General features: G+C 51.8%; 7 protein-coding genes. 6 read left to right on the top strand and 1 reads right to left on the bottom strand.

The window, feature by feature from the left end; translation table 11 throughout:
* The 6 genes from P0O24_RS12035 to P0O24_RS12010 form a co-directional block, all read left to right on the top strand.
* Positions 1-1,217, top strand: a 1,217-nt coding sequence (locus P0O24_RS12035) for an RNA-guided endonuclease InsQ/TnpB family protein (protein WP_316970001.1), incomplete at its 5' end; no start/stop codon positions are given.
* A gap of 644 nt (positions 1,218-1,861) precedes the next feature.
* Positions 1,862-2,686, top strand: coding sequence for a hypothetical protein (locus P0O24_RS12030; protein ID WP_316970000.1), 825 nt, complete (start codon positions 1,862-1,864; stop codon positions 2,684-2,686).
* A 95-nt stretch (positions 2,687-2,781) separates the two neighbouring features.
* Positions 2,782-3,534 carry a hypothetical protein gene (locus P0O24_RS12025; RefSeq protein WP_316969999.1) on the top strand — a complete coding sequence of 251 codons (753 nt, stop codon included), beginning with the start codon at positions 2,782-2,784 and terminating at the stop codon, positions 3,532-3,534.
* Positions 3,535-3,549: 15 nt separating this feature from the next.
* Entirely contained in the window at positions 3,550-4,605 is a 1,056-nt protein-coding gene (locus P0O24_RS12020) for a hypothetical protein (protein WP_316969998.1), read from the top strand.
* Positions 4,606-4,904: 299 nt separating this feature from the next.
* On the top strand, positions 4,905-5,615 hold the full coding sequence (locus tag P0O24_RS12015) for a hypothetical protein (protein ID WP_316969997.1): 711 nt from the start codon (positions 4,905-4,907) through the stop codon (positions 5,613-5,615).
* Between the two features lie 337 nt (positions 5,616-5,952).
* On the top strand, positions 5,953-6,855 hold the full coding sequence (locus P0O24_RS12010) for a hypothetical protein (RefSeq protein WP_316969996.1): 903 nt from the start codon (positions 5,953-5,955) through the stop codon (positions 6,853-6,855).
* A 77-nt stretch (positions 6,856-6,932) separates the two neighbouring features.
* On the opposite strand, the gene P0O24_RS12005 is transcribed toward P0O24_RS12010, so the two are convergent.
* Positions 6,933-7,109, bottom strand: a complete 177-nt coding sequence (locus P0O24_RS12005) for a hypothetical protein (RefSeq protein WP_316969995.1) — start codon at positions 7,107-7,109, stop codon at positions 6,933-6,935.
* Between the last annotated feature and the right edge of the window lie 152 nt (positions 7,110-7,261).

The following is a 7,261-nucleotide window of genomic DNA, read 5'->3' as shown; positions in this document are numbered from 1 at the left end:
TATGTAGAATCTCAGATGAAGAGGGAGAAATGATTATCAGCTACCGGTATCCTATATTTCCCAGTAGGGAAGTAGAGCAGAAGTTGGTCGAGGCTCTGGATACCTGTAGATGGCTCTACAACCGTCTACTGGAGGAGATGAACAAGGCAAGGGAAAGCGGTAAGACGCTCAGAACGTATGATACCCAAAACCTAATTCCTCTTCTGAAGACTGAGAATCCCAACCTCAACAATGTCTATTCGAAGGTCCTCCAGATGGTCAACTATACCCTCTGGTCCAACATCAAGGGCCTCTCTGCTCTGAAGAAGAATGGCAGAAAGGTGGGGCATCTTAGATTCAAGGGTAAAGGGTGGTACAATACCCTGAACTATAATCAGTCGGGGTTCAAGCTCGATCAGGACCATAGTATACTGAAGCTCTCCAAGATTGGAGAGATAAAGATCAAGCTCCATCGGAAGGTTGAAGGCAATATCAAGGCGGTCATCATCAAGCGTGCAGGCGATAGATGGTTTGCTTTGATTCAGGCAGAGCAAGAACCAAAGTGGTTATCTGAAACAGGTAACGCCGTAGGTCTGGATGTTGGCTTGACATCCTTTGTCGTGGATAGCGATGGAAATTCGGTGGATAATCCAAGGTTCGCAGAGAAGGCTGCTACAAAGGTCAAGAATATCCAGAAAAAGCTTTCTAGAGCTCAAAAAGGCTCCAATAACCGCCGAAAACTCGTGGATAAGCTGGACAAGGCCCATGAACGGATCAATAACCAGAGGTCCGATTTCCTCCATAAGCTCTCCAGGATGTACGTCAACAGATATGATATCATCTGTGCTGAGGATCTGGATGTCAAGGGCTTGAAGGAAAAGGGCAACAATAAAGGCATCCATAGAAACATCCACGACGCCTCCTGGTCAAGGTTCATGTTCATGCTTTCGTACAAGGCTCAAAGTGCTGGTCGAAAGCTGATAGTGGTAGACCCACGTAACACTTCACAGAGGTGTTCCTTCTGCGGTAGCATTGTGAGAAAGGAACTATCAGATAGAGTCCATGAGTGTCCCTATTGCGGTTTCTCATCCAACCGAGACTACAATGCAGCAGTAAACATTCTCTCCACAGGGATGGAACAGCCCGTAGCGCCCATAGAGTCAAAACCTCTACATCACGTTTCTGTGATGCAAGTCTTGGCGATGAAGTGGGAAGCCCTACCCTTTAGGGTAGGGTAGTTCACCCCTGAAAGCCTTATCCGGAACCATCCGACTTGGCAGAATTCGATGCCCCCCCCATCATCGGACCGCACCTCGCCTCGGTCCTCGAAAGAATCCGGAGCATCTCTTCATAAAGATGGTGGGGAAAAATGTCGCGAAGGCGTTCGCCGCGGGGGCGGGATCCATCCGATCCTCCGAGGATATCGGGACGCAGAGCCTCAACCCGATGAGAAAGATCCGCCGATTTGATGGCGCCTTTCAGGAGATCGTACCTCGGCTCAGAGCCTCATCATAGAATTTTTTATCGGCGCCTTGGACGTTGTGCCCCCTCCGAAAAATTCACATGATTTATGTATTAATTAAATATTAAGTATCTACGAATATTAATTATTCAGAATCGATATCAATCTAACGAATCCCCGTCTCAGAAATCTCAATTACTGACCATTTGTACGTACTCTCTCTTCCGATTAGAGCGCCTTAACCATCAAACTTACCAAAACCCCTTAAAATACCTTCTTAATATACATTACTAACTATTTATAACTTAGACAGTACCAATGGTATGTTTGAGGCTAAAACCTGAGTTCCAGGCGTGGTTCTCAGGCGGAGTCTGCCCTCGGATGAGGGCTTTGAGGAGAACCTAAAGGAGGCGAAAGAAGATGAAAATAGCGATGGTATTGCTGGCGGCGGTCGCCCTTATCGGATCTGCCGCGGCATGGGACTTCACGGACCAGGTTAGTTACCAGCGTGTGCTGACAGGATACGAGCAGGCAGGAAATCCACTCCCTGAGATGATCGGTGCCGAGTCTGGCACTTACTTCAAGTCGACGGATGTTAACGACGATCAATTGGCTGGTGCAGTCTTCAACAAGCTTTCAGGAACCAACCAGGGCTTCGACACTGCTGGCACCAACACCATGGGAGCTGAGCCGTGGAGCCAGACCCATACCCTGACTCAGAGTGGCGGTGCCTACGTTGTGTCCCGAGCGCTTGACACCAACGACGGGCCGGAGATCGAGGCAGGAATAAACACTTACCAGAACCTCCACTTCAGTGGCGCAAAGTTCCAGGGCGAGTACCCGAACTCCGGCGTCTTTGCGCAGTTCGAGAGTGAGGGCAATGCTGGAGTCGTTGGAGACTGGGTCGTAACCTCGTTTACCAACCTCGAGAGCGCCCCTGGCAGAGCCCAGCCCGGCATGATCGAGACCAGCGCTCCTGACACGTTCTTCACCAGTGCAGACATCGGCATGGCCAGCACAGCTGCTATGAAGGTTGATGAGGTCACTGGCGCGGTCTTCTCTGGAACCGTCACCTCCTTCGCCGGGTTTGACGGCGGCAGGGGCACCGGTGTGATCGAGGCCAACGCCGGTGGGTTCGAGAACCACGTGATGCTTCACAACAACGGCGTCTGGACTGAGGGATTCCAGGATGCAGCGCCCTGGGACAATGTACCAGGAGCTAACGCCTACTTCCCGTACTGGTAAGCGAGCTGAAACGAAACTAGACCAATCAGGTTGAGGTGATCTCATCACCTCGACCCCCCAATTTAATTCTTCTCTTTATTATGAGGTGCCTGAAGATGAGACCCGTACCCGTCGCCCCGATCGCAGTTCTGCTGGCTCTGCTCGCAGCCTGTGCTCAGTCGGCGTCCGCCGGGACGGACGCGAGCGCCTTCACCATATCCGAACTGAAGGTGGAGGGTACGGATCTCGCCGTCGTCAGGACCCTATCCGACAACCTCGTATCGACCCCCGACCTCTACTTCCAGGGGAAGGGGGAGGTGACGAGCACCATCAGGACCGACTCCCCCGCAGGCGGCGGCGACTTCGTCCAGTCGATGTTCTTTGCTGCCCAGCAGAGCGGCACCTTGAGCGGCATGGCCACCGAATCTCGGGCCTTTGAGTGGAAGGGGGTCACGGAGGTCAGGACGAACGTCTTTGGGACCGTCGTCACCGCCGTCTCCGATCCGAGGTTCAACCCGGAGGTCCAGAGGGACTGGGTCGAGAGCTCTTCCTCCGGGATGACGATCGCGAGCACCGGTGGAGCGGACTACGACCTCGCCCTGACGGGAGGGCACAATACCGTAACGAACACCATACCGGTCCGGTCGGGAACCTTGCCCGCCGGGTACGTCAAGGAGTACACCGGATCTTTTGAACTCCATCCTCTGGAGTTGGACGCTCCCGCCGACCTCTTCAGCGAGTCGATCAACTTCGGCTTCGTCGTCGACGATATGGGGCAGGTGAGCTACGGATACGACTTCTCTAGAGAGCTCGGGATAGGAGATATCAACTGCAAGTCGACGATGAAGCTCGTCCATCAGCCGGGCTGAGAAGGAGAGAGGAAGATGAGGTCCCCAGGAAAAGGCAAACTGCTCATCATGGCGCTGATGATGGCCTCCCTTCTCGGGAACGCTGGCGCAAATGTAGCTTTGGATATAAACGTCTACAACTCCCAGGACTCATTATCCACCAGCCTTGCCGGCGCGAGCTTCGACTTCGGCAGCGCCGCCATCCTCACCCCCACCTCTCTATTGTATAACGGCGGAGGAAGGTCGAATAACCCCATCAGCCATTACTCTTATGAGGCTGTCCTGAACGGGGACCCCCTGGGGACAGGGGCCCAGACCGACTCCGGAGGCTTCGGATGGAGCGCGTCCGTCGACTGCAACTTCAAAGGAGACGGCTCAAGGGATTTCAAGCTCGGATCCTTCAGCATGGTGAAAGACGGAACGATGGAGACGTACAACTACAATTCAGATCATAGAGTGGAGCAGACGATAACCGTAACAAACGCCGTTTATTTCCAGAAGGGGCAGATCAGGACCGAGACTATGACGTCCTCGGGAACCGGCGGGACGACCGAATCCATAAACGACGTAGATATTGAGACTGAACTCCCATCGCCAGATGAGACTGAGGCCGGGATTATCAAGGGGGTTCAATCGGAGATAACCGTCACCGGTTCCAAGTCGGCGTCCATAGAGCAGGACGTCGTGGGCGACAAAGACGTCCTGTGGATCGATCGCTTCGAATCGGACTCCACAGGCTACGAGCTGGGCCAGAAGATAAAGGGGGTAGCAAGAAGTCCTGACGGCAGCCTCGAGATGAAAGGCGAAGCAACAGACTTCCCAACCCAGACGCTGCCGCCGGGCGAAGTCGAAATAACCGGCAGGATCTACGACCACCGGATGGAAGAGATTTATAGAACATTTGAAGAAGAGATAAACGCGTTCAGAGAACTGTATCCTGACGCGAGCCCCGGACTCTGGTACTATCTCAATCAAAAAGCTTACTTGTCCCCGGTGGAAGAGGGTGAACCCTCAAATCCCGAGCTGATCCCCGGCGAGTACTTCGAGATGGCGATGCAGTTTGCTGTAAAGGGCGAGGAAGATAAAACTTAAGAGGATTTCGGGTAGTCTGCCAGAAATGAGCTGTTGTGGATCGAAACCATGACAAGATACTTCATTCACCAAGACGCCATTTATGAGAGCCGATCGGATTCAAACGAATTGTCCCGTGCCGCCCATTCGATCGGCGATGAAGAAATCAACTCAATTTGTGCATTATCGTATCTCGAAAAACCCTTAAATCCCGAATTCGGGGCCATCTCTATTTAAATAGTATCTGGAGGAAGTTGCCTGTACGGAGGTTAATCGAAATCCTCTTAAGTGCGGATAGAATATGACGGTGGGTGTTTTTAATGAGTAAGACCACGAGCAAGACTATAATTATAGCGCTATTATTCTGCTCTTCTCTCTGGCTCAGCTCCCAGGCTGCAGACGAGGGCGTGACATCCTTCAGCTACCAGAACGTGATAGATCAAAGGAGCGTCCAGCCCGAAGCCGCGACGCCGCCATCCCAATCGATGGCACAGCCGTTAGAGGGGGGCCAAACCATGCTGATCTCTGATAGCGGAAAGAACCTATCTGATATGGAGTTCACCCTCTACTCCGCCATAGCCGACTTCGGAGGAGCGGGCTTGGGCGTCGGAGAGGCGGTGAAGTTCACAGCTCCAACCCCCGATTGGATGCTCAAATCCCTTCTGATAGTCGGATGGAGCGGATTCAATCACACCAGCGGACGCCTCCCCCCAGACAGAAACTTCCTCATTGAGGTGAGGGATGATGAGGCCAATCTCCTCTACAAGTTTGCCGATACGCAGAACTTCTACTTCGGATCGGCGGACGGTCCCGTCGCCTATGGCATGGATGTGCCCTCTGTGCCAGTAACAAAAGACTTCTACGTCGTCTTTTACGATCGGGGCTCGATGTACCTGGGAGCAGAGCAGAGCAACGGAACCGGTAACTCCTACCTGGCCATCGACGGCCAGCTGATCCCTGCAGAGGTCAAGATTAGGGAGACGAACGAGACTGTAAAGGTCAATTGGCTTATCAGGGCGATAGGTGGGTGAACTGAATTCATCCACCTGTCTAACAACATCTCTGCTATATTCGACTCTCGTATTGGCCGATGGCTGATGTGTCCACCTATTTTGCGGTCACCTCAGCTAATTTATCAATTTAGACTTATTTTTAAAATCTGCACCAAAACCCATAAATAAACGATAGACTTTAAGGTAATGGGCAAAAGAAAATAGGGAGCTGAGCTGAATTTCACAAGTTTGGGATAGCCGATCGTCCAAGATGGGGATAAATCCAATCTGTGGCCGCAATAACAGCCTCTTCTATGGAGTGCCGCTGCATTAGACGACAGGGACCACCTGGCCCTCGCCATAAACGGGAGAGATTATGGTTAAAACAATCCCCCATATATTGTTGGCCGCCATAATCCTCGGCGCAATTTTGATCACCATCTCTGACGCCAAGATAGGCTATGATGTTACTGCCCGGGTGAATTCAACGAGCTGGAGCGTTAATCGTTCAACGCAAAATTTGAACTTCGAGATGAGCGGGTCAATCTCTGGAAACGGCTCCTTTTCCAAATTGACGCACATCCAAAATTTTGCAGGTATCGAATCACGTGAATTGTCCTCATCCTCGGCCGGACAATTAAATTACGATGAATTGATGCAACTTCAGAGCCTAGAAGGTCCCGTCTCAATTGTCGCAAAGCTGAAGAGCGGGACTAACGAGTCCATCAATGAGAGCGTCAACATCCGGGACCCTCAAAATGATTTCATCAATTTAGAAATCGATGAACGCTGGCCCACCCGGTTCTCAAATTATAAAAAGATATCTTACCTCGGCCCCGGAATCAGGACCCGCGAGAGCTACCAGAACAATCGGGACGTCGTATCGACGTCCATCGATTCATGGAAACTTTACAAAGAGAGCATCTACCAGGCTCACATCAACAGGTCGGTTACCTCGGTCGAGATCACGTCGGACGACTTGTCCGAAAATACATTTGCAAATAAGTCAAGCCGTTACGGTCTGAACCTGGTAACCATAGGGTCTTCCACCAACCTCGACGTCATCCGTTTGGACGAATCGGGGGCGCCCAAACTGCTCATCTCTCAAGACTACCTGGGAGAGCATCGGATGAACCTCAACGTCACCATGAACGACTGGGTTTCACCACCGGAGGGGGAGCCGAAACAATGGCTCGACTGCTGCGGCGCAGACGACTCTGAAGAGGCTACAAAGTGCCCCCTAACGCCATCTCTGGAGCGTTTCGTTTTCGACTCATAAAAGGGTCCGCCAGAGACGGAACGAGAAGGTCGATTCCAAAACGAGAGCAGAACCTGAGAGGAGATATATCCTTGCCGTCAGATGATCCCCTTCTCTATCAGGGCCGTCTTCACCTCGGCGAGATCGGTCTCGATCCTCGCAAACCTCAAGTCGATGTGGTCCTTCATATCCGTCGGCAGCCCCTGGATCTCCCCCGTCGTCTCATCCTGCTTGTCCAGCATCTGGTCCTGCATCCGGTTCTTTTTGTCGATCATTGGTAATCCCTCTATCGATACCGCTTCATAGGTCATCGGTTAAGGATCGGTTTAAATAGTCTCGCAGATTTTTGATCCCACTTCCGTTATACAAAATATAGCATAACCTTATTAATAACCTATTGGAACTATAGACCACTGATATATAATTC

The sequence above is a fragment of the Candidatus Methanocrinis alkalitolerans genome (assembly GCF_029167205.1).
Classification (GTDB): domain Archaea; phylum Halobacteriota; class Methanosarcinia; order Methanotrichales; family Methanotrichaceae; genus Methanocrinis; species Methanocrinis alkalitolerans.
Note: the sequence above shows the minus strand (reverse complement) of the source record. Positions and strands in the feature narration are given on the sequence as shown.

Coding starts and splice junctions, on each gene's coding strand:
- P0O24_RS12030 (WP_316970000.1), top strand. CDS start 1,862: ATGAAAATAGCGATGGTATTGCTGGCGGCGGTCGCCCTTATCGGATCT.
- P0O24_RS12025 (WP_316969999.1), top strand. CDS start 2,782: ATGAGACCCGTACCCGTCGCCCCGATCGCAGTTCTGCTGGCTCTGCTC.
- P0O24_RS12020 (WP_316969998.1), top strand. CDS start 3,550: ATGAGGTCCCCAGGAAAAGGCAAACTGCTCATCATGGCGCTGATGATG.
- P0O24_RS12015 (WP_316969997.1), top strand. CDS start 4,905: ATGAGTAAGACCACGAGCAAGACTATAATTATAGCGCTATTATTCTGC.
- P0O24_RS12010 (WP_316969996.1), top strand. CDS start 5,953: ATGGTTAAAACAATCCCCCATATATTGTTGGCCGCCATAATCCTCGGC.
- P0O24_RS12005 (WP_316969995.1), bottom strand. CDS start 7,109: ATGATCGACAAAAAGAACCGGATGCAGGACCAGATGCTGGACAAGCAG.